This is a genomic window from Novosphingobium sp. (assembly GCF_036820275.1).
In the GTDB taxonomy this organism is placed as follows: Bacteria; Pseudomonadota; Alphaproteobacteria; order Sphingomonadales; family Sphingomonadaceae; genus Novosphingobium.
In genome coordinates, this window is record NZ_DAISLT010000038.1 from 1 (window position 1) to 19,180 (window position 19,180).

General features: G+C 64.3%; 19 protein-coding genes, 1 tRNA gene and 2 pseudogenes (1 of these 22 cut by a window edge). 7 read left to right on the plus strand and 15 right to left on the minus strand.

From position 1 onward, the window contains the following. The 10 genes and pseudogenes from V7066_RS22540 to V7066_RS22585 form a co-directional block, all read right to left on the minus strand. On the minus strand, window positions 1–401 hold a 401-nt coding region (locus tag V7066_RS22540; RefSeq protein ID WP_334185213.1), incomplete at its 3' end, for an NADH-quinone oxidoreductase subunit H. Further along, on the minus strand, window positions 398–2,416 hold the full coding sequence (gene nuoG / locus V7066_RS22545) for an NADH-quinone oxidoreductase subunit NuoG (RefSeq protein WP_334185214.1): 2,019 nt from the start codon (window positions 2,414–2,416) through the stop codon (window positions 398–400). The genes V7066_RS22540 and nuoG, both read right to left, overlap by 4 nt. Further along, a complete protein-coding gene (gene nuoF / locus V7066_RS22550; protein ID WP_334185215.1) occupies window positions 2,416–3,717 on the minus strand; it encodes an NADH-quinone oxidoreductase subunit NuoF in 1,302 nt (433 codons plus the stop codon). The genes nuoG and nuoF overlap by 1 nt, the downstream gene beginning before the upstream one ends. Then, window positions 3,717–4,385, minus strand: a complete 669-nt coding sequence (locus V7066_RS22555; protein ID WP_334185216.1) for a complex I 24 kDa subunit family protein — start codon at window positions 4,383–4,385, stop codon at window positions 3,717–3,719. Before V7066_RS22555 ends, nuoF begins: the two co-directional genes overlap by 1 nt. Beyond that, window positions 4,378–4,578: a hypothetical protein gene (locus tag V7066_RS22560; protein WP_147215127.1), complete on the minus strand. Its 201-nt coding sequence runs from the start codon at window positions 4,576–4,578 to the stop codon at window positions 4,378–4,380. Before V7066_RS22560 ends, V7066_RS22555 begins: the two co-directional genes overlap by 8 nt. Next, the gene (locus V7066_RS22565) at window positions 4,575–4,925 is read right to left on the minus strand and encodes a nuclear transport factor 2 family protein (protein WP_334185217.1); all 351 of its coding nucleotides are present in this window, start codon (window positions 4,923–4,925) and stop codon (window positions 4,575–4,577) included. The genes V7066_RS22560 and V7066_RS22565 overlap by 4 nt, the downstream gene beginning before the upstream one ends. Then, window positions 4,922–6,133: an NADH-quinone oxidoreductase subunit D gene (locus V7066_RS22570; RefSeq protein ID WP_334185218.1), complete on the minus strand. Its 1,212-nt coding sequence runs from the start codon at window positions 6,131–6,133 to the stop codon at window positions 4,922–4,924. The genes V7066_RS22565 and V7066_RS22570 overlap by 4 nt, the downstream gene beginning before the upstream one ends. 14 nt (window positions 6,134–6,147) lie before the next feature. After that, window positions 6,148–6,759 (minus strand): annotated as a pseudogene (locus tag V7066_RS22575) (NADH-quinone oxidoreductase subunit C); the annotation flags it as partial. 8 nt (window positions 6,760–6,767) lie between these two features. Beyond that, window positions 6,768–7,337 (minus strand): NuoB/complex I 20 kDa subunit family protein, encoded by a 570-nt coding sequence (locus V7066_RS22580; RefSeq protein WP_334185219.1) that lies wholly within the window; start codon window positions 7,335–7,337, stop codon window positions 6,768–6,770. Beyond that, the gene (locus tag V7066_RS22585; protein ID WP_021234985.1) at window positions 7,334–7,708 is read right to left on the minus strand and encodes an NADH-quinone oxidoreductase subunit A; all 375 of its coding nucleotides are present in this window, start codon (window positions 7,706–7,708) and stop codon (window positions 7,334–7,336) included. Before V7066_RS22585 ends, V7066_RS22580 begins: the two co-directional genes overlap by 4 nt. A gap of 437 nt (window positions 7,709–8,145) precedes the next feature. Between V7066_RS22585 and V7066_RS22590 the strand changes: the two genes are divergently transcribed. After that, window positions 8,146–9,339 carry a thiolase family protein gene (locus V7066_RS22590; RefSeq protein ID WP_334185220.1) on the plus strand — a complete coding sequence of 398 codons (1,194 nt, stop codon included), beginning with the start codon at window positions 8,146–8,148 and terminating at the stop codon, window positions 9,337–9,339. A 97-nt stretch (window positions 9,340–9,436) separates the two neighbouring features. Here the strand turns inward: V7066_RS22590 and V7066_RS22595 are convergent, their stop codons facing one another. After that, window positions 9,437–9,904 carry an SH3 domain-containing protein gene (locus V7066_RS22595; RefSeq protein WP_442947362.1) on the minus strand — a complete coding sequence of 156 codons (468 nt, stop codon included), beginning with the start codon at window positions 9,902–9,904 and terminating at the stop codon, window positions 9,437–9,439. Between the two features lie 112 nt (window positions 9,905–10,016). Between V7066_RS22595 and V7066_RS22600 the strand changes: the two genes are divergently transcribed. The 3 genes from V7066_RS22600 (at window position 10,017) to V7066_RS22610 (ending at window position 12,907) form a co-directional block, all read left to right on the plus strand. Then, a complete protein-coding gene (locus V7066_RS22600) occupies window positions 10,017–11,036 on the plus strand; it encodes a 2-hydroxyacid dehydrogenase (protein ID WP_334185222.1) in 1,020 nt (339 codons plus the stop codon). A 105-nt stretch (window positions 11,037–11,141) separates the two neighbouring features. Beyond that, window positions 11,142–12,449 carry an ammonium transporter gene (locus V7066_RS22605; RefSeq protein ID WP_334185223.1) on the plus strand — a complete coding sequence of 436 codons (1,308 nt, stop codon included), beginning with the start codon at window positions 11,142–11,144 and terminating at the stop codon, window positions 12,447–12,449. An 11-nt stretch (window positions 12,450–12,460) separates the two neighbouring features. Further along, a complete protein-coding gene (locus tag V7066_RS22610; protein WP_334185224.1) occupies window positions 12,461–12,907 on the plus strand; it encodes a DUF805 domain-containing protein in 447 nt (148 codons plus the stop codon). A 23-nt stretch (window positions 12,908–12,930) separates the two neighbouring features. On the opposite strand, the gene V7066_RS22615 is transcribed toward V7066_RS22610, so the two are convergent. Beyond that, entirely contained in the window at window positions 12,931–14,106 is a 1,176-nt protein-coding gene (locus tag V7066_RS22615; RefSeq protein WP_334185225.1) for an FAS1-like dehydratase domain-containing protein, read from the minus strand. 197 nt (window positions 14,107–14,303) lie between these two features. Between V7066_RS22615 and V7066_RS22620 the strand changes: the two genes are divergently transcribed. After that, the gene (locus V7066_RS22620) at window positions 14,304–15,254 is read left to right on the plus strand and encodes an NAD(P)H-dependent flavin oxidoreductase (protein WP_334185226.1); all 951 of its coding nucleotides are present in this window, start codon (window positions 14,304–14,306) and stop codon (window positions 15,252–15,254) included. A 278-nt stretch (window positions 15,255–15,532) separates the two neighbouring features. On the opposite strand, the pseudogene V7066_RS22625 reads toward V7066_RS22620, so the two are convergent. The 3 genes and pseudogenes from V7066_RS22625 to V7066_RS22635 all read right to left on the minus strand — a co-directional run. Further along, window positions 15,533–15,772: pseudogene (locus V7066_RS22625) on the minus strand (AHH domain-containing protein); the annotation flags it as partial. Window positions 15,773–15,801: 29 nt separating this feature from the next. Then, on the minus strand, window positions 15,802–16,614 hold the full coding sequence (locus V7066_RS22630; protein ID WP_334185227.1) for a hypothetical protein: 813 nt from the start codon (window positions 16,612–16,614) through the stop codon (window positions 15,802–15,804). A 74-nt stretch (window positions 16,615–16,688) separates the two neighbouring features. After that, the gene (locus V7066_RS22635; protein ID WP_334185228.1) at window positions 16,689–17,162 is read right to left on the minus strand and encodes a flavodoxin family protein; all 474 of its coding nucleotides are present in this window, start codon (window positions 17,160–17,162) and stop codon (window positions 16,689–16,691) included. 64 nt (window positions 17,163–17,226) lie between these two features. Between V7066_RS22635 and recJ the strand changes: the two genes are divergently transcribed. Next, on the plus strand, window positions 17,227–19,029 hold the full coding sequence (gene recJ, locus V7066_RS22640) for a single-stranded-DNA-specific exonuclease RecJ (RefSeq protein ID WP_334185229.1): 1,803 nt from the start codon (window positions 17,227–17,229) through the stop codon (window positions 19,027–19,029). Between the two features lie 128 nt (window positions 19,030–19,157). Next, a tRNA-Glu gene (locus V7066_RS22645) sits at window positions 19,158–19,180 on the plus strand (it continues 152 nt past the right edge of the window).

Genomic DNA, 19,180 nt, shown 5'->3' on the forward strand with positions numbered 1-19,180 from the left:
GCGAAGGTCGTGACGAACTGCCCGAGCCCGAGGAGCAGGCCGATGTTGATGTTGGCCAGGATCGCGCCCGAATTGAACGGGATCACCGCCCAGGAGAGCAGCGCCAGGGTGAAGGTCACGATCGGCGCGATCAGGAACAGGCCCTTGTTCGCCGCCGAAGGAATGATGGTTTCCTGGAGGAAGACCTTCAGACCGTCCGCGAAGGACTGGAGCAGGCCGAACGGGCCGACCACGTTGGGACCGCGGCGCAGCGCCATGGCGGCCCAGATCTTGCGATCGACATAGATGATCATCGCCACGGCCAGCATCAGCGGCAGCGCGATGAGCAGAATGCCGCAGATGGTGGACACGAACCATGCCCACTCGTAGCTCATCCCGAGAGTTTGGAAGAAAGCGGTCATTCCGCGGCCTCCGCGATCTCTTCTCCGTGCAGGAGTTCGGCCGAGCAACGCTGCATGACGGCGCTCGCACGGGCGATCGGGTTGGTCATGTAGAAGTCCTTGATCGGATAGGCGATCTGACCGGCAGCGGAACCGCCGCCGTTCGGCAGGACGTTCCCGTAATCGGCGAGCCCTTCGCTGCCAAGTGCAGGAACTTCCGCGATCATTGCGTCGCGCAGCTGATCGAAGGTGTCGAAACCGACGGTCACGCCGAAGGCATCGGCGAGCGCGCGCAGGATCGTCCAGTCCTCACGGGCGTCGCCCGGTGCGAAGACGGCCTTGTCGGCCCACTGAACGCGTCCTTCGGTGTTGACGTAAGTGCCAGCCTTTTCGGTGTAGGCCGAAGCCGGCAGGATCACGTCCGCCGCGTGGGCGCCCTTGTCGCCGTGGTGACCGATGTAGACGATCATCGAACCGGCGAACTGGGTGAAGTCCACTTCGTCGGCGCCGAGCGCGAGCACGACCTTGGGCTTGGCGGCGACGAGGTCGGCAATGCCGCCCTTCTGCGCGTAGCCGAGCATCAGGCCGCCCATGCGGGCCGCCGCCATGTGGAGGACGTTGAAGCCGTTCCACTTGGTGCCGTCTTCAAGATCGCGAACGAGGTTGAACTGGGCGGCAAGCGCGAGGCCTGCTTCCAGGCCGCCACGGCCGAGCGCCGCGCCGCCGAGGATGACGGCCGGACGCTTGGCGTTCGACAGCGCATCGGCGACGTTCTGCGGAAGGTTGCCGAGGACCGAGAGGTCTTCGCCCAGGAACTCGCCGCCGAAAGTGGTTTCCCACTCGGGACCGACGAGGAACACCTTGGCGCCGCGCTTGACCGCCTTGCGCAGGCGGACGTTGAGCAGCGGGGCTTCCCAGCGCACGTTGCTGCCGGCGATCAGGATCGCGTCAGCGGTCTCGATGCCCGAGAGGGTGGTGTTGAAGTTGACGGCGGCGAGGCTGTCGGTCGCGTAGTCCATCCCGGTCTGGCGACCTTCGATGAGCTTCGAACCGAGCGCACCGACCAGCTTCTTGGCGGCGAACATCGTTTCGCAATCGACCATGTCGCCCGCGACGGCGGCGATCGAATTGCCCGGGTTCAGCGTGGCGATGGCGGCAAACGCCTCGTTCCAGCTGACCGCTACGAGCTTGCCGTCACGGCGCAGGAACGGCTTGTCGAGGCGGCGCTTGGTAAGCCCGTCGACCATGTAGCGCGCCTTGTCGCTGATCCATTCCTCGTTCACGTCATCGTTGTTACGAGGAAGCACGCGCAGCACTTCGCGGCCGCGCGCATCGATGCGGATGTTGGCGCCGGTGGCGTCCGACACGTCGATGCCCAGCGTCTTCTTGAGTTCCCAGGGACGGGCTTCGAAGGCGTAGGGACGCGAGGTGAGCGCGCCGACCGGGCAAAGGTCGATCACGTTGGCCGACATCTCGTGCTTGGCAGCATGTTCGAGATAGGTCGTGATCTGCATGTTCTCGCCGCGATAAAGCGCGCCGATCTCGTCCACGCCGGCGATCTCTTCCGAGAAACGCACGCAGCGGGTGCAGTGGATGCAGCGCGTCATCGTCGTCTTGATGAGCGGACCCATGTACTTTTCAGTGACCGCGCGCTTGTTCTCGTCGTAGCGCGAAGCGCCGCGACCGTAAGCGACGGACTGGTCCTGAAGGTCGCACTCGCCGCCCTGATCGCAGATCGGGCAGTCGAGCGGATGGTTGATGAGGAGGAACTCCATCACCCCTTCCCGCGCCTTCTTGACCATTTCGGAATCCGTACGGATTTCCTGGCCTTCGGAGGCCGGAAGCGCGCACGAAGCCTGGGGCTTCGGCGGTCCGGGCTTCACTTCGACCAGGCACATGCGGCAGTTGCCGGCGATGCTCAGGCGTTCGTGATAGCAGAAGCGCGGGATTTCCTTGCCGGCAAGCTCGCAGGCCTGCAGCACGGTTGCGCCGTTGGGGACGTCGATCTCGACGCCGTCGACTTTGACCTTGGGCATTACTCGGCAGCCTCGCGGACGTTTTCGGCGATCCGGCGCTCAAGCTCCGGACGGAAATGACGGATCAGGCCCTGGATCGGCCACGCCGCAGCGTCGCCCAGGGCGCAGATGGTGTGGCCTTCGACCTGCTTGGTCACCTGCTGCAGCATGTCGATTTCCTCGACTTCCGCGTCGCCGGTGCGCAGGCGCTCCATCACGCGCCACATCCAGCCCGTGCCTTCGCGGCAGGGGGTGCACTGGCCGCAGGACTCGTGCTTGTAGAAGTACGAGAGGCGGCTGATGGCGCGGACGATGTCGGTGGACTTGTCCATGACGATGACGGCTGCGGTACCGAGGCCCGAACCGACGGCGCGCAGGCCGTCGAAGTCCATCGGCGCGTCCCAGATCTCGGCAGCCGGAACCAGCGGAACCGACGAACCGCCGGGGATCACCGCCAGCAGGTTGTCCTTGCCGCCGCGAATGCCACCGCAGTGACGCTCGATCAGTTCGCTGAACGGGATCGACATCTCTTCCTCGACCACGCAGGGACGGTTCACGTGCCCGCTGATCTGGAAGAGCTTGGTGCCCTTGTTGTTCTCGCGGCCGAAGCTGGAGAACCACGCGGCGCCGCGACGCAGGATCGTCGGCGCAACGGCGATCGATTCCACGTTGTTGACCGTGGTCGGGCAGCCGTAGAGGCCCGCGCCGGCCGGGAACGGCGGCTTCAGGCGGGGCTGGCCCTTCTTGCCTTCGAGGCTCTCGATCATCGCGGTTTCTTCACCGCAGATGTAGGCGCCGGCGCCGCGGTGGACGAAGACGTCGAAGTCGTAGCCCGAACCGGCAGCGTTCTTGCCCAGCAGACCGGCTGCATAGGCCTCTTCACGCGCGGCGAAGAGCACTTCGGCTTCGCGGATATATTCGCCGCGAATGTAGATGTAGGCCGCGCGTGCGCCCATGGCGAAGCCCGCGACCAGCGCGCCTTCGAACAGCAGGTGCGGATCGTGGCGCATGATCTCGCGATCCTTGCACGAACCCGGTTCGGATTCGTCCGCGTTGATCACGAGGAAGCTGGGCTTGGGGTTGCCGTTCTGGTCGAGCGGCGGCTGCTTGGGCATGAAGGACCACTTCATGCCGGTGGGGAAGCCCGCACCGCCGCGACCGCGCAGACCCGATGCCTTCATCTCGTCGATGATGGCGTCACGGCCGCGCTCGATCAGCGCCTTGGTGTTGTCCCAGGCGCCGCGCGCCTGCGCTTCCTTCAGGTTCCACGGCTGGTAGCCGTAGAGGTTGGTGAAGATGCGATCCTTATCGAGGAGAGCCATTACCACTCACTCCGATAGTCATGGTTTTCGGTGATCATCGCGACCAGGTTGGTCGGCTCGCCCACCGGTTCGACGGTGTGACGGGCGGGGTCCTGGGTGCCGGCCTTCGGCGTCTCACCACGTGCCAGCGCGTCGAGCACCGCGTTGAGGCGGTCCGACGTGAGGTCTTCGTAGTTGTCGTCGTTGATCTGGACCATCGGCGCCGAGGCGCAGTTGCCCATGCACTCGACCTCGGTGAACGACCAGAGACCGTCTTCCGAGATGTGGCCCTTCTTCATGCCGCGCGACTTGCAGGTCGCCAGCAGATCGTCCGACCCGCGCAGCATGCACGGCGTGGTGCCGCAGACCTGCACGTGGAACCGGCCGATCGGCGCGATGTTGTACATGGTGTAGAACGACGCGACCTCGACCACGCGGATAACCGGCATGTCGAGATAGGCGGCGATGTATTCCATCACCGGGATCGGCAGCCAGCCTTGCGTGTTCAGCTCGGCCCCGACCTGGCGCTGGGCGAGGTCGAGCAGCGGCATCACCGCCGAGCGCTGGCGCCCTGCGGGATAGCGGGACACGACATCCTTCGCCTTTTCGGCGTTTTCGGCGGTCCAGGCGAAATTGCCCCAACGGGCCCGAAGTTCGGGCGTGTCGGGTTCGATATAGCGGTCAGCCATGCTTACCCCTGCGCTTCAGCCACTGGTCCTGGCCGAAAAGAAACAATTCGAAACCGCCGATCGCGGTCACCAGCATCGGCAGCACGGCCGTGGGCTGGAGATCGAGATAGACGGCGGCAAAATACCACACCGCAAGGGCCACACCGGTAACGGCGGCCCAGATGCGGGTCAGTTCGAGCGTGTTGAATTTCATCGGATGAACTCAACCCGCGAGCACTTGTCGCCCTCGAAGCTGTAGACGGCGAGAACGTCGAAAGGCTCGACGAGATCGGAACCGTCCGTCGCCGGGCCGCGCGTCACGTGCTCGCGGAAGACGACATAGTTGTCGGTCTCTTCGCGCGAGACGATCTCGGCCTTGTTCTCGGGCCACTTGGCGAAAGCCGTCTTGAGGCCCGAGCGCGTGCCTTCCTTGCCCTCGCGAACGACAGCGCCGCGATAGTTCGCTTCGCTGGCTTCGTCGGTCATGTAGGTCACGTAGAGATCGGCGTCCTGCGCGTTGTAGGCGGCGATCATGGCCTCGGCGATAGCGAGCTTGCTCAACGGTCGCACTCCCCGAACACCACGTCGATGGCGCCCAGAATGGCGGTCGCGTCGGGGAGCATGTGCCCCTTCGACATGAAGTCCATCGCCTGGAGGTGCGAGAAGGCGGTCGGGCGGATCTTGCAGCGGTACGGCTTGTTCGAGCCGTCCGACACCAGATAGACGCCGAATTCGCCCTTCGGGCTTTCCGTGGCAACGTAGACTTCACCGGCCGGCACGTGGAAGCCTTCGGTGTAGAGCTTGAAGTGATGGATCAGCGATTCCATCGATTGCTTCATCTCGCCGCGCTTGGGCGGAACGACCTTGCGGTCGCTCGAAGCGATCGGGCCTTCGGGCATCTCGGCCAGGCACTGCTTCATGATCCGGGCCGACTGGCGCACTTCCTCGACGCGGACCATGAAGCGGTCGTAGCAGTCAGAGTTGGTGCCGACGGGGATCTCGAAGTCCATGCGGTCATAGACGTCGTAAGGCTGCGACTTGCGGATATCCCAGGGGATGCCCGCGCCGCGGATCATCGGGCCGGAGAAGCCCCAGGCCAGCGCGTCTTCCTTGCTCACCAGCGCGATATCGACATTGCGCTGCTTGAAGATGCGGTTGTCGACCACGAGGCTCATCGCGTCCTCGAACAGCTCCGGCAGGCGCGTGTCGAGCCAGTCGGCGATGTCGGTCAGCAGCTTGAGCGGCACGTCCTGGTGGACGCCGCCGGGGCGGAACCAGGCCGAGTGCATGCGGGCGCCCGATGCACGCTCGAAGAAGTTGAGGCAGTCCTCGCGGATTTCGAACAGCCACAGGTTCGGGGTCATCGCGCCCACGTCCATGACGTGCGAGCCGATGTTGAGCATGTGGTTGCAGATGCGGGTCAGCTCGGCGAACAGCACGCGCAGGTACTGCGCGCGGATCGGAACTTCGAGGTTGAGCAGCTTCTCGATCGCCAGGACATAGGAATGTTCCATGGCCAGCGGCGAGCAGTAGTCCAGGCGGTCGAAATACGGCAGCGCCTGGAGGTAAGTCTTGTGCTCGATCAGCTTTTCGGTGCCGCGATGCAGCAGGCCGACGTGCGGGTCGATGCGCTCGATGATCTCGCCATCGAGTTCCATGACCATGCGCAGAACGCCGTGGGCCGCAGGGTGCTGCGGACCGAAGTTGATCGTGTAGTTGGTGATGACTTCATCGCCGGTGGTCGGCGACTGTTCGAGCTGGATGCTCATTTCGCCTCTCCTTCGGCCTTTTCATCGCCGGGAAGCACGTATTCGGCGCCTTCCCAGGGGCTCATGAAGTCGAACTGGCGCAAGTCCTGCGCGAGCTTGACCGGCTCGTAGACCACGCGCTTGTCCTCTTCCGAGTAACGCAGCTCGACATAGCCGGTGAGCGGGAAGTCCTTGCGGAACGGATGGCCCTCGAAACCGTAGTCGGTGAGAATGCGGCGCAGGTCCGGGTTACCGGCGAAGATCACGCCGTACATGTCGAACACTTCGCGTTCGAGCCAACCGGCGTTGGGCCAGAGCGTGGTCACGGTCGGAACCGGGGTGCTCTCGGCCGCGGAGACCTTCACCATGAGGCGATGGTTCTTCGTCACCGAAAGCAGCATGTAGACGACTTCGAAACGCTCGGGACGCGACGGATAGTCGACACCGGCGATTTCCATCAGCTGCTGGTATTCGTGACGGTCACGCAGCAGGCGAAGGGCGTTTTCGATCTGGTCGCGCGCGACGGTGAGCACGACTTCGCCGTGCTCTTCCTTGGTCGCGACAACCATTTCGCCCAGTGCGGCCGAAAGAGCCTCGATCACGCCTTCGTTCGACGCGAACCTGGGGGCGGAATGCAGAACAGTCATCGTGCCCTTTACCTTTCGAGCGCGCCGACGCGGCGGATCTTACGCTGCAACTGCATGATGCCGTAGAGCAGCGCTTCCGCGGTCGGCGGGCAGCCCGGTACGTAGATGTCGACCGGAACGATCCGGTCGCAGCCGCGCACGACGCTGTAGCTGTAGTGATAGTAACCGCCGCCGTTGGCGCACGAGCCCATCGAGATGACGTACTTCGGGTCCGACATCTGGTCGTAGACCTTGCGGAGCGCCGGAGCCATCTTGTTGCACAGCGTGCCGGCCACGATCATCACGTCGGACTGACGCGGGGACGCGCGCGGCGCGGCACCGAAGCGCTCCATGTCGTAACGCGGCATGTTGACGTGGATCATCTCGACCGCGCAGCATGCGAGACCGAAAGTCATCCACCACAGCGAGCCGGTACGGGCCCACTGGAAGAGTTCCTCGGTCGAAGTGACGAGGAAGCCCTTGTCGGACACTTCCTGGTTGAGGTCCTTGAAAAAGGCCTGATCGGGCGGCACGATCGCGCCGCCCTGAGCGAGTGCCGGAGCGAGAGGCTGACCGGCGGAGTTAACGAGCGTGCTCATTCCCAGTCCAGAGCTCCCTTCTTCCATGCATAGGCGAGGCCGATGGCCAGTTCACCGAGGAACACCATCATCGTCAGCCAACCGGCCCAACCGGTCAGCTTGAGCGAGACTGCCCAGGGGAACAGGAACGCGGCTTCAAGGTCGAAGACGATGAAAAGGATCGCCACGAGATAGAAGCGCACGTCGAACTGGCTGCGCGGATCTTCGAACGCGGGGAAGCCGCACTCGTATTCGCTGTTCTTGTCGGCGCTGGGGTTGTGGGTGCCGGTCAGGCGCGAAACGCCCAGCGGCAGCAGCACGATCACCGACGAAAGCGCGAGAGCTACCGCGAGAAAGATCAGGATCGGCAGGTATTGTGACAGATCAGTCAATGGTTCTGGCCTCATACCGGATACGGTAGCCGGACTCATGCCAAAGCAGTGCCCGGTCGTTGCGGGCGCTCTTAGGCCAGCCCCCTGCCCTCCGCAAGGGTGTCGAAACGGAATAAATGGCGGAACTCTGCGGTGTTGCGAGTGATTCGCAACAACTTCAGGGGCGAAATGGTTCGTTACGATGCCGCACCAAGTGGAAACCCGCAGAAGGCGGGAGATCGGGCAATTTCAACGCCAAACCTTTCCATTGCCGCACGGATGCAAGAATTCGCATCCAGCTTGCGAAAATCGCCGCAAAGGACCTCCTCCAAACGCCTCCGTGATGGAGCATGTTCGGCGACGACAAGAGAGGACTCGCCAATTGCATTTGGTGCAGTGCAGCACTACCTCTCCTGTCAAGGATACCTGATTTTCAACGCGTGAAAGGCAACATAATAATGGCCCAGATCTCGGCTTCGGACCCGATTGTCATACTTTCCTATGCCCGTACCCCGATGGGAGGCCTCCAGGGCGCCCTTGCCGACGTCTCGGCAACCGAACTCGGAGCGACCGCCGTCAAGGCCGCCGTCGAGCGTGCCGGAGTCGCCGGTGAAGACATCGAACGCATCTACATGGGCTGCGTGCTGCCCGCCGGTCTCGGCCAGGCCCCTGCCCGCCAGGCCGCACTGAAGGCGGGCCTGCCCAAGTCGGTCGAGGCCACCACCGTCAACAAGGTCTGCGGTTCGGGCATGCAGACCGTGATCATGGGTGCAGAGGCCCTGGCATCGGGCTCGCTCGACCTGCTGATCGCGGGCGGCATGGAATCGATGACCAACGCCCCCTACCTGTCGAAGAAGCACCGGTCCGGCGCGCGCGCCGGTCACGACACGCTCTACGATCACATGTTCCTCGACGGCCTGGAAGACGCCTACGAAGGCGGCTCGATGGGCTCCTTCGCGCAGGTTACCGCGGACGAGTACCAGCTGACCCGCGAGAACCAGGACGACTATTCGATCGAATCGCTGCGCCGCGCACAGGAAGCGATCTCCAACGGCGCGTTCAAGGACGAAGTCGTTCCGGTGACCGTCAAGACCCGCAAGGGCGAAGTCGTTATCGATAGCGACGAGCAGCCGCCGAAGGGCAATGCCGACAAGATCCGCACCTTGCGCGCTGCCTTCGCCAAAGACGGCACGATCACCGCAGCCACGTCCAGCTCGATCTCGGACGGTGCCGCCGCCGTCGTCATGAGCCGCGCCAGCGTCGCGGCGGACAAGGGTCTCTCCCCGGTCGCCACCGTGGTGGGTGTCGCCGCCCACGCCCATGAACCGGCCAAGTTCACCACGGCCCCGGTCGGCGCGATCACCAAGCTGCTGGACAAGGTGGGCTGGCAACTTTCGGACGTCGACCTGTTCGAAGTCAACGAGGCCTTCGCCTGCGTTGCCATGTTCGCCATGCACGACCTCGGCATCCCGCATGACAAGGTCAACGTCAACGGCGGCGCCACCGCGCTCGGCCATCCGATCGGCGCCTCGGGCACCCGCATCATCGTCACGCTCATCAATGCCCTCAAGGCAAAGGGCCTGAAGAAGGGCGTCGCCTCGCTCTGCATCGGCGGCGGCGAAGCGACGGCCGTGGCGATCGAACTGGCCTGATCGTCTTATCCGGCTCTCAAGAAGAAACCCCCGTCCTTGCGGCGGGGGTTTTTCTTTGTTTCCGGCAATTTAAGAATGTAATCTCAGGATCGTAATTTCAGGGTGCCCCCACACCCCAGAGCATCTCCTGCTCCACGAATCCCTTGTGGCCCTGGACGTCGAACGGGCACCAGCCCTCCTTGCAAGCACCAAGCAGGCCGACCACGCCCGGCTCGATCCGCCAGAGCATTGCCGACGAGGAATTGGCCTCGGCCCGCATCTCCACCGGCGCCTTGCCTCCGGCGCCTTTGACGAGCGCGGAGCGCTGGCGGGAAAGCAGCAGGTCCCGCATCCAGCCCTTGGTGCCGTCGGGATCCTCGACAAGCCGCCACGGCCCTTCGCGGCGCAGGACCTTCACCGGCAGGTGCGGCCGCCGGTAGACCCAGTCGATCCTGTACGATTCGCCCGGACCTACGCGGAGATTCGCAAGATCGGTGTCGACCGAGGCCCAGTACGGCACCTTGTCGTCGTCGGCCGCATGCGCGGTGCCGGTCAGGGAGGAGATCGCCACGGCACAGGCCGCCATGATCGACTGTCGAACTTTGCGAGAAAACATCGCTGTTTCATACTCTGTTACAAGAGGCTTCTTCAAGCATTCTTGACCCCCGGCCTGTGGAAGGCCTAGCCCGGTTTTCGAGATGACTCTGGTAACCGAAACGCCGCTTGCGCCCAAGCTGACCGGCCGCCCCTGCGTCGTGGTCACCCGCCGCCTCCTGCCTGCCGTGGAGGCGCGAATGGCGGAACTTTTCGATGCCGAGTTCAATCGCGAAGACACCCCGATGACGCGCCCCGAGCTGGCGCAAGCAATGCAGCGCTGCGACGTTCTGGTGCCCGCCGTGACCGACCGGATCGATGCGGACCTGATCGCCGGGGCCGGAGAGACACTCGGGATGATCGCCAACTTCGGTGCCGGAACCGAACATATCGACGTGGCAGCGGCCCACCGGCGCGGCATTCTCGTCACCAATACTCCCGCCGTGTTTACCGAAGACACCGCCGATCTGACTTTCGCGCTTATTCTGTTCGTTTCCAGAAGGTTCCTTGGCAATTCTCGCATTCTTCACGAAGGCGGATGGCGTGGCTGGGGGCCTTCCGAGATGCTCGGGATGAGCCTTAATGGCAAACGCCTGGGCATAGTCGGCATGGGGCGGATCGGCCAGGCCGTGGCCCGCAGGGCCCGCGCCTTCGGCATGGAAGTGGCCTATCACAACCGCCATCGCCTCCCCGAGGCCATCGAGGCCGAATGCACCGCCCATTACGAACCGGACCTCGACGCGCTGTTTGCCGGAAGCGACGTGGTCACGCTGCATTGCCCGGCCCGATCCGGCGGCGCTCCGCTGGTCGACGCACGCGTCCTGTCGCTGATGAAATCGACCGCTGGCCTCATCAACACCGGGCGCGGATCATTGGTGGACGAGGACGCCCTGATCGCGGCCCTCACCGAAAACCGTATCGCCGGGGCCGGGCTGGACGTCTTCGCCCGTGAACCCGATGTCGATCCCCGACTGCTCGTCCTACCGAACCTCGTTGCCCTGCCTCATCTCGGCAGTGCGACTTTCGAAGGACGTCAGGCCGCGGGCGAAAGGATCATCGCCAATATCCGCTTCTGGGCGGACGGCCATCGCCCTCCGGACCAGGTAATCCCGGAACTCGCCTGAAACCCCGGAAACGCACGCCGGCGCAATCGCTTGTGCCCGACCGCTTCCCTGTTCTAGACCTACCCCCGGAAGACGACCGCCCGCGGCCGTCCATGGGGAACACCGATGAAGAGACGCGGGCTCACGCCCATTTTCGGCGCGCTGGCGGCCATGCCTGCTCCTGCCATGGCGCAGGCCGGACGAATCGACCTGGCTAACAGCGGCGATACCGCCTGGATCATGGCCTGCGCGGCGCTTGTCCTGCTTCTCTTCCTGCCCGGCATCACGCTTTACCATTCGGGTCGCGCCGATGCCAGGAACGGACTGTCGATCCTGATCCAGTCGGCCGCCGTCGTCGCGGCCGTGACGCTGCTCTGGCCGATCGTGGGCTATACTCTGGCCTTCGGCGACGTCACAAACGGCTGGCTCGGCAGCGGCAACGCCTGGATGCTGGGGCAGCTCGGCAATGTCCGCCAGGGCACGAGTACGCCCGAAAGCGCCTTCGCCTTCTTCCAGATCGCCCTGGCCGGGCTAGCCCCCGCGCTGATGATCGGTGCCTGGGCCGAGCGCGCCCGTTTCGGCTGGGTCGTGGCATTCTGCGCGCTCTGGACGCTCGTCGTGCAAGCACCGATCGCCCACTGGATCTGGGGCGGCGGCTGGCTGGCCCGCCGTTTCGGCGTCCTCGACTGGAGCGGCGGCCTGGTGATCTTCGCCAGTGCCGGGGTTTCCGCACTGGTGGTCGTTGCGATCCTGGGTCGCCGCCTCGGTTTTCCCGGCGACCTGCCGCAGCCGCGAAGCCCGGCGCTTTCCCTGACGGGAGCAGCATTGGCCTGGATCGGCGCCCTCGGGGTGTGCGGAGGTTGGGCCCTCGCCGCCAACGACGATGCCGCCGCGGCCATGATCGCCGCCCATATTGCCATCGCGGCAGCGACCATGACTTGGGCAGCGGCCGAACGACGGGCAACCGGCCGCGTCACCGCGCAAGGGCTGGCCAAGGGTATCCTTGCAGGCATGGCGACGATCGCCCCGGCGGCAGGCTATGTCTCGCCGGGCGCGGCCATGGTATTCGGCGTAATCGGCGCGCTGGCAGCCTACCATATCCGCCCACTCATCCGCCGGGGCCTGCACCTCGACGATGCCTTCGACGTCTTCGCCATCCCCGGCCTCTGCGGAATGCTGGGTTCGATCCTGCTTGGTCCGTTTCTCTCTCCGAACCTCGGAGGAGTCGGATATTCCGGCTCCAATACAATGGTATCGCAGGTAATTTCACAATCCATAGGTCTCGGCGCGGTCATTCTGTGGGCAGCCCCGGCAACGGCGATAATCGCGTTGATGGCGTCCCTTGCCTTCCCTATGCGCGTGTCCGAAGACGCGGAGCGCGCCGGGCTCGACCAGTCCAGCCACGGCCCGCAACCCGACGGCCTGCCGCGATGAGAGCCGGCGCATTGGACAGTCTGCGCCTCACGATCCGGCATAGCGTGACCTTTACAGGCCGATCTTCTCGCACCGATGTATGGACTTATCTTCTCGCCGCGGCGCCGGTGATTGCCATCCTCTCCAGCGTAACTTCCTGGGCAACCGAAGATCCCGCATCCGGATGGATAGCTCTGGCGATCGCCCTGATCTGCGCGGTTCCGGTACCGGCCCTTGCAGTCCGGCGGCTACACGATTTCGGACGCAGCGGTTGGTGGAGCCTCGCCCTTGCCGCAGGTGCAGCGCGCCTGCTCTTGCTGGACGTCCTGCAACTCGCTTTCGGGTGGAACGTCCGCGCCGCGGCCGAGAATGTCGTCGACTGGATCGACTGGGCCATTTTCCCGGCTTTCGGGCTGGCTTACCTGGCCTTGCTCGCCTGGCCGGGATCGAAAGGCAGGAACAGGCCCTCGCTCACCTGACGGCTTGTCGAGGGACGCACCCGTTACCCCGGTTTCTTCGGCAAGGCGATCTCGGCAAGGCCCGCGCACAGCAGCATCCCCTTCTGGTTCACCATCTTGTGCTTCACCTGCACGAGATGGCGCCCTTGCTCATCCACCATCCTGTCGACCACTTCGGCAGTCTGGATCGTCACATCGCCGGAAAGCGCCGGGCCTCGGTAGTTCGCGGTCGAATGAACGACCATGCCCCATTCGCCCGCCCAGCCCGACAGATAGTCCGTCACCCAGGCTCCCATCGAGGCTCCGTAGCCATAAGCCCGGGGCATGCCGATCTTGCGCGCGTACTTGGGAAAGAGATGCCCGCGAGACGGGCCGAAATAGGCGCCGTCGGTCAATTCGGGGTTGATGCGCTCCATATGCGGATCGTTCTCGTGCCCGGCCATTTCCGGCGTAAATCCGAGCGCGGCAAGATCGAGTTCGCGGCGATCGAGCGTTCCCCAGGTGGTGAAGAGGAAGGCCCGCCACTCGGTCGTGAAACTGGCAATGGTATGCGGCCCGAAGACTCGCTCGGGCAGTTGATCGCCAACCTGGACGTCGTCCCACCACCGCTCCGCATGACCGAGATCGTGCAGCATCCGGATCCAGGCAAACTTGCGTGCTTCCAGTTCTTCCAGCTCCCCTTCGCTCCACACCGGTTCGTCGAACTCCGCCTCGTTCACCGTATCCCCGCCGGCGTGAGCCAGATAGCGGATCGCCGTCGACCGCTGCTTGGCGATCAGGTCGCCGTTCTGGTTGCGATAGAAGTTGTCGCCGCGCTGGAAGCAGGTCGGGCCGAAGCCGGTATTCTTGACGATGTAATCGAAAGGAATGCGCTCGTTGGTCACGACATCGCCGCCGAACACGCGCGGGCCATAGTGCCAGAACTCGTCCCCGCCGAAGAGGAGATGCGAATTCGGAATGCAGCCCACGCAGGACGGTGCCGTGCCGTGACCGTCGTCCATCACGATCGGAAAGCTCTGCGGCGCAACCAGCTTTCCATAACGGCTGGCGGCAGCGAAGGCCGGGTCGAAATGGAGCAGGCTCGGATAATGCATTGCCTGTGCACAACGCCGGATATCGTTGTTTCCGAGCGGCTCACGGATCGGCGAGGAATCAATGACTTTCCCCAGGTACTGATCGATATCGGAGCAATCGAATTCCGCGACAGCTTGGTCGGACATGGCACAATCCCTCTCCTGGCGGCCGACTTGCGCAGCCCTCTTATAATCGACACCGTTGTTTATGATGAGGCGCCACCCCGGTCACGTGCTTTCGAACCGGTGGGGGCCAGGCAACGCCGGGGCGGTACGCCGCGCCTCTCGACAGGCGATTGCAGGCACTCTATGCCCATTTAATCGATCACTTAAACGGACCGAAAATGACCCTTCCCGCACCTTTCGAGAATCTGCGTCTTCCCGTGATTGCGGCTCCGATGTTCATCGTCTCGACCCCCGAACTGGTCGTGGCCCAGGTCCGTTCGGGCGTGGTGGGTAGCTTTCCGGCGCTGAATGCCCGGCCTTCCAGCCAGCTGGATGAATGGCTGTCACAGATTTCTGAAGAAACAGATGGTTGTGGATCGATTTTTGCAGTCAATCTCATCGTTCACAAGAGCAACAACCGGCTGGAAGACGACCTCAAGGTTCTGGAACAACACAAGGTCCCGCTCGTCATCACCTCGCTCGGTGCGATTCCCGAGGTCAATGCCGCCGTCCACGGCTGGGGCGGCATGGTCTTTCATGACGTGATCAACGATCGGTTTGCCCGAAAGGCGGTAGAAAAAGGGGCAGACGGCCTGATCGCCGTGGCCGCGGGTGCGGGTGGACATGCCGGTCCGCAATCACCCTTCGCGCTGACGCAGGAGATCCGCAGCTGGTTCGACGGCCCGCTTGCACTGTCCGGCGCCATTGCCTGCGGCCGCTCGATCCTGGCCGCTCAGGCCATGGGTGCCGACTTCGCCTATGTAGGGACCCCGTTCATCGCTACGCGCGAAGCCCATGCCGCCGAAGCCTACAAGCAGGCCATCGTCGACGGCAATGCAGGCGATATCGTCTACTCCAGCCTCTTCACCGGCGTGCACGGCAACTATCTGCGCGCCTCGATCAAGGCGGCGGGACTCGATCCGGACAATCTCCCCGAAGGCGACAAGAGCCAGATGGACTTCGGCTCCGGCGGCAATACGGCGGCGAAGGCCTGGAAGGACATCTGGGGATCGGGACAGGGTATCGGCGCCATTTCCTCGATCACCTCTGTCGAGGAAAGGGTGGCGGAATTCGAAGCCCAGTATCGTTCCGCGCGTGACGAACTGGCTTGCCGCACCGGCATGGGCTGAACGCGTTCGGACTGTGGCGAGGCCGTTCCCCGCCACAGCGTTTCGGAAAGCGCGTCCAATTCCGAAAAATCCGGTTCGGCCTGTTGGGGATCGTCGTAATTGAGCTTCGGCCATCGCCTCGATCCGCCAAGCAGCAATTTGCGCAGAGCGTGTTGCAACAGATCCACGCGCATGTTCGCTTCGATGGCCGCACCGCTCGGATCGCAGCTGCAGCATCGCGCCCAGGCTGCCTCGATCTGCCCGATCCGCTCGCTCACCAGTTCACTGTAGCGCCGATGCGGTCCGCGATGGAGCGGCAATCCCAACCGGATGCTGGCGATCTCGTTGCAGGGAAGCAGCAGGCCGTTCCGGCGAAAATCCTCGAAACGCATGCGCACGCCTCCCATTGCATTGAAAAGCGCTCGAAAGCACTCCTTTCGCCCAATCTGCAAGGGAAGCAGGTGGTGTCGCTGCAGGCCTGCATCATAGTCCGGCCGACCTCGGCGATTGACCGCGCGAAAGGAAAGTGGCTGTCTCAGCGGATGAAATGAAGATCAGTGCGGAGAATTCAGTTCTGGCGCCAGACCCAGACCTGCCGCCCCGTCTGCGACGGCTCCACCAGCAGACGGCCACGCGGCGAATCGATTTCCCGCGGCGCCGCCAGTTTGCCTTGGCGAACGAGAAAATCCACGACGCGAATGGCAAGCTTGAGACTGTCTGACGGAGACTCTCCGGCAGCGGCTTCCAATTGCATTTCCTGTCCGGAAAAGCGGGCAAGACCTCTCGAAGCAATGCTGCCGTCCTCCGCGCGCAGCAGCGCCGTCAGGCCGAGTGCAGGAAAAGCGCCTCCAGCCAGCCAGTTCACGACGATCTGCGCGAAGTAACGCGGCTCCATAACGGTCTGCGCGGATTGCCAGCCCACGGCGGCTACCGGAAGTTTCAGCGCCAGGCTTGCCGCCAGACCCGCGAGAACGCGAATGACCGGAAGCAGCCGCGCACCACCAACGATGTGGCCGCCGGGAACAAGCTCGACCGTTTCCAACCCTTCAAGCGAACAGGCGCCGTCGAAGCCATGTTCCTGCGCGATTTCCGTCAGCGGGGCGGGCGTTGCAGGCGCCAAACCGGCAAGATCGAATGTCAGGCCGTTTGCGAGAAGTTCCACCCATCCGGCCCTATCCGGCGGACGATGCGATACCCGCGCCGTGACGTGGCCGCCTGTGCCTGTTCCCGGCTCGGCATCGAGAAGGGCGGCAATCGCTGCGGCGGAAGGGCGCTGCCCCGCTGGAAAGAACAGCGAAACGCCGTTGCGCGGTGCATTTCCCAAGCGCCCGTCACGGCGCAGGGAATGAGGTTCCAGAATATCGAGGCCTGTCGTGTTCACGCCCATATTAAGCCTATAGTTCGGCGTGTCCGTCGAGTCCGTTTACTGACGAATGAAACCGAAACGGCGGCTTTTCAGAAGATGCCCAGTCCCAGACCTTCACCAAAGGCTTCTCCAAGCCTTCGACAGGCAGCAAGGTTCTGGTCCGAAACGGTCTTTTCCGCGCGAATCTGCTCCGGCGTCTGCGCGCCCAGATTGACGATCAGCGGCGGCGCCACGCGCTTCAGCCGCCACCCGGTCACGATCCGATCGATCTGCGCCTGGGCGCCCGCACCGTCCGATCCCGCAGCGATGGCCGTGGCATAGGGGCGTCCCTCCACGCGCCCGAGCATGGGATAATAGCAGCGGTCGAACATCTCCTTCATCAGCCCCGACATGCTGCCGAGGTTCTCGGGACAGACGAAGATGTAGCCACTGGCACCCAGCAGGATCGCAGGCATCGCCTCCGCCGCGCCCAACAACACCCCCTGCTCTCCCGCGCCTTGCGCGATCGCCGCCGCCATCGCGCGCGCAGCGCCGGTACGGCTGTGCCAGACTATAGCGAGCATCGCTCTCTCCTTTCGCTCGGAGCCGCCCTTTCCGCGCAGTGCCAGTTAGTCTAATCGCATCGCCATGGCTTCGCGACCTGTAACTTCCGTTTTCGGCATCGAACGTTCCCTCACCGGCAAGGCCTGGCGCTGGCGGGGCGGCAACATGGACCTTTCCGACAGTTCCTCAGGCTTCCCCGGCGGGCTTGAGGACGATATCGTCACCCAGATCCTGCTCTCTCGCGGCGTCCCGCGCGAGGACCTGGAGCGTCACCGCAGCCCCTCCCTGCGCTCGTTCCTGCCCGACCCTTCCGAATTCCGCGACATGGACGTCGCCGCCGAACGACTGGCGCACGCCGTCATGACGGGCGAGCCGATGACCGTCTACGGCGACTATGACGTCGACGGAGCGACGAGCGCAGCGCTGCTGATCCTGCTGCTCCGCCAACTGGGCCACGAGGCGAACTACTACATTCCCGACCGCCTGCTCGAAGGCTACGGCCCGAGCGGCGAGGCCCTCGTCCGCATCGCCGGGGAAGGCTCCCGGCTGATCGTCACCGTCGATTGCGGCGCCATGGCCTACGAGGCTCTCGAAATGGCCCACGGCGCGGGCGTGGACGTGATCGTCGTCGATCACCACAAGTGCGCCGCCGTGCTTCCCCGCGCCGCTGCGCTCGTCAATCCCAACCGTCTCGACGAAAACGAAGTGGCGGCGGGACACGGCCATCTCGCCGCTGTCGGCGTCGCCTTCCTGCTTGCCGTCGCCACCTTGCGCACCTTGCGCAAGCGCGGTTTCTTCAAGGATCGCCGGGAACCCGACCTCTTCGCCCTCCTCGATCTCGTGGCACTGGGTACGGTGGCGGACGTCGCCGCGCTCCACGGCCTCAACCGCGCACTGGTGGCGCAGGGCCTCAAGGTCATGGCGAAGCGCGACAATATCGGCATGGCCGCCCTGATCGATGCAAGCCGCCTCAACCGCGCGCCGACCTGCTCGGACCTCGGCTTCGCGCTTGGCCCCCGCATCAACGCCGGTGGACGCGTGGGGGAATCGACGCTCGGCGTGCGCCTGCTCACCACCACCGACGCGGACGAGGCGCGCGAGATCGCCGCCCAGCTCTCCCGCCTAAACGACGAGCGACGCGGCATCGAGCAAGTCGTGCAGGAAGCTGCCGAAGCGCAGATCGAGCGCCAGCATAACCGCGCGGTCATGGTTCTCTCGGGCGCGGGCTGGCATCCGGGCGTGATCGGCATCGTTGCCGGGCGGATCAAGGAAAAGACCGGAAAGCCTACCCTCGTCATCGCCATGGATGCCGACGAGGCGGGCAACGGCAAGGGATCGGGCCGCTCGATCCCCGGCGTCGATCTTGGCGCCGCGATCATCGCCGCGCGCGAGGCAGGGCTGCTGGTGGCGGGCGGCGGCCATGCCATGGCGGCAGGCCTGACCATCGCGCCGGACAAGTTGGAAGCACTTTCCGAATGGCTCGACTCGCTGCTGGCCGCAGATGTCTCGCGCGCCAGCGCCAACCAGTCGATGCTGCTCGATCTCGCTTTGGCGCCGGGAGGCCTCACTCCGGACCTGGTAGAGAAGCTGGAAAGCGCCGGCCCCTACGGCATGGGCTGGCCGGGGCCGCGCGTGGCGGTCGGACCGGTGCACGTCATCAAGGCCGACACCGTGGGCGCCGATCACGTACGCCTGATCGTCGGCGGGCGGGACGGCGGCCGGTTCAAGGCCATGGCCTTCCGCTCGGCCGAGAGCGAAATGGGACAGGCCCTGCTCCACAATTCGCAGGGTCGCCGCCTCTGGCTAGCGGGGCGTGCGAAAATCGACGACTGGGGCAGCCGTCCACAGGCCGAACTTCACATCGACGACGCCGCCTTTGCCGACTGAAAACGGCAGATTTTCGCGGCCCTGACAGCAAGTGTCACAGAGAGTTCAAATTATTATCGATGAGGGGGTTGACCCCCCACCGCCCCCCCGCTAGAGGGCCGGTCCTGCCTCCGGCGCAACCCGGAAATGGCCCCTTCGTCTAGCGGTTAGG

Bases quoted from the DNA above. Each gene is read 5' to 3' on its own strand.
- V7066_RS22560 (WP_147215127.1), bottom strand. From the start codon at position 4,578: ATGAAATTCAACACGCTCGAACTGACCCGCATCTGGGCCGCCGTTACC.
- V7066_RS22590 (WP_334185220.1), top strand. From the start codon at position 8,146: ATGGCCCAGATCTCGGCTTCGGACCCGATTGTCATACTTTCCTATGCC.
- nuoG (WP_334185214.1), bottom strand. From the start codon at position 2,416: ATGCCCAAGGTCAAAGTCGACGGCGTCGAGATCGACGTCCCCAACGGC.
- V7066_RS22595 (WP_442947362.1), bottom strand. From the start codon at position 9,904: ATGGCGGCCTGTGCCGTGGCGATCTCCTCCCTGACCGGCACCGCGCAT.
- V7066_RS22605 (WP_334185223.1), top strand. From the start codon at position 11,142: ATGAAGAGACGCGGGCTCACGCCCATTTTCGGCGCGCTGGCGGCCATG.
- V7066_RS22555 (WP_334185216.1), bottom strand. From the start codon at position 4,385: ATGGCTGACCGCTATATCGAACCCGACACGCCCGAACTTCGGGCCCGT.
- V7066_RS22600 (WP_334185222.1), top strand. From the start codon at position 10,017: ATGACTCTGGTAACCGAAACGCCGCTTGCGCCCAAGCTGACCGGCCGC.
- V7066_RS22635 (WP_334185228.1), bottom strand. From the start codon at position 17,162: ATGCTCGCTATAGTCTGGCACAGCCGTACCGGCGCTGCGCGCGCGATG.
- nuoF (WP_334185215.1), bottom strand. From the start codon at position 3,717: ATGGCTCTCCTCGATAAGGATCGCATCTTCACCAACCTCTACGGCTAC.
- recJ (WP_334185229.1), top strand. From the start codon at position 17,227: ATGGCTTCGCGACCTGTAACTTCCGTTTTCGGCATCGAACGTTCCCTC.
- V7066_RS22570 (WP_334185218.1), bottom strand. From the start codon at position 6,133: ATGAGCATCCAGCTCGAACAGTCGCCGACCACCGGCGATGAAGTCATC.
- V7066_RS22580 (WP_334185219.1), bottom strand. From the start codon at position 7,337: ATGAGCACGCTCGTTAACTCCGCCGGTCAGCCTCTCGCTCCGGCACTC.
- V7066_RS22615 (WP_334185225.1), bottom strand. From the start codon at position 14,106: ATGTCCGACCAAGCTGTCGCGGAATTCGATTGCTCCGATATCGATCAG.
- V7066_RS22620 (WP_334185226.1), top strand. From the start codon at position 14,304: ATGACCCTTCCCGCACCTTTCGAGAATCTGCGTCTTCCCGTGATTGCG.